Origin of the sequence: Streptococcus sp. DD10 (assembly GCF_001578805.1) — a bacterium.
Taxonomy (GTDB): Bacteria; Bacillota; Bacilli; order Lactobacillales; family Streptococcaceae; genus Streptococcus.
Genome location: NZ_KQ969187.1, coordinates 1 through 804, shown reverse-complemented (window position 1 = coordinate 804; position 804 = coordinate 1). Strand labels below are relative to the sequence as shown.

The 804-nt window shown below is 50.4% G+C and carries 9 tRNA genes; all 9 read left to right on the top strand.

What is annotated here, in order from left to right:
* The first annotated feature begins 13 nt into the window (after positions 1–13).
* The 9 genes from STRDD10_RS10020 (at position 14) to STRDD10_RS09980 (ending at position 800) form a co-directional block, all read left to right on the top strand.
* Positions 14–86, top strand: a tRNA-Val gene (locus STRDD10_RS10020).
* A gap of 2 nt (positions 87–88) precedes the next feature.
* Positions 89–161 (top strand) — tRNA-Asp (locus STRDD10_RS10015).
* Between the two features lie 24 nt (positions 162–185).
* Positions 186–258 (top strand) — tRNA-Lys (locus STRDD10_RS10010).
* A gap of 5 nt (positions 259–263) precedes the next feature.
* A tRNA-Leu gene (locus STRDD10_RS10005) sits at positions 264–345 on the top strand.
* Positions 346–364: 19 nt separating this feature from the next.
* Positions 365–437: transfer RNA gene (locus STRDD10_RS10000), tRNA-Thr, on the top strand.
* Positions 438–456: 19 nt separating this feature from the next.
* Positions 457–528, top strand: a tRNA-Gly gene (locus STRDD10_RS09995).
* A gap of 11 nt (positions 529–539) precedes the next feature.
* Positions 540–625, top strand: a tRNA-Leu gene (locus STRDD10_RS09990).
* A gap of 7 nt (positions 626–632) precedes the next feature.
* A tRNA-Arg gene (locus tag STRDD10_RS09985) sits at positions 633–706 on the top strand.
* Between the two features lie 20 nt (positions 707–726).
* Positions 727–800, top strand: a tRNA-Pro gene (locus STRDD10_RS09980).
* The last annotated feature ends 4 nt before the right edge of the window (positions 801–804 follow it).

Sequence of the window (804 nt, the reverse complement as noted above, 5' to 3'; positions counted from 1 at the left end):
TCGCTTAGCATTTGGGAGTTTAGCTCAGCTGGGAGAGCATCTGCCTTACAAGCAGAGGGTCAGCGGTTCGATCCCGTTAACTCCCATAGGTCCCGTAGTGTAGCGGTTATCACGTCGCCCTGTCACGGCGAAGATCGCGGGTTCGATTCCCGTCGGGACCGTTGGAATTTAGTATTCCAAAAAAAGACTCGTTAGCTCAGTTGGTAGAGCAATTGACTTTTAATCAATGGGTCACTGGTTCGAGCCCAGTACGGGTCATATATGCGGGTTTGGCGGAATTGGCAGACGCACCAGATTTAGGATCTGGCGCTTAACGGCGTGGGGGTTCAAGTCCCTTAACCCGCATTAAGAATTTAATAAATGAGCCGGCTTAGCTCAGTTGGTAGAGCATCTGATTTGTAATCAGAGGGTCGCGTGTTCAAGTCATGTAGCCGGCATAGTTTTTTTATATAGTTTGCGAACGTAGTTCAGTGGTAGAACACCACCTTGCCAAGGTGGGGGTCGCGGGTTCGAATCCCGTCGTTCGCTTGGCTGGAGAAGCCGGGGTGGCGGAACTGGCAGACGCACAGGACTTAAAATCCTGCGATTGGTAACGATCGTACCGGTTCGATTCCGGTCCTCGGCATAAAATAGCACCCTTAGCTCAACTGGATAGAGTACCTGACTACGAATCAGGCGGTTAGAGGTTCGACTCCTCTAGGGTGCATTTAAGTTTAAACTTAAATGCGGGAAGTAGCTCAGCTTGGTAGAGTACTTGGTTTGGGACCAAGGTGTCGCAGGTTCGAATCCTGTCTTCCCGATTTT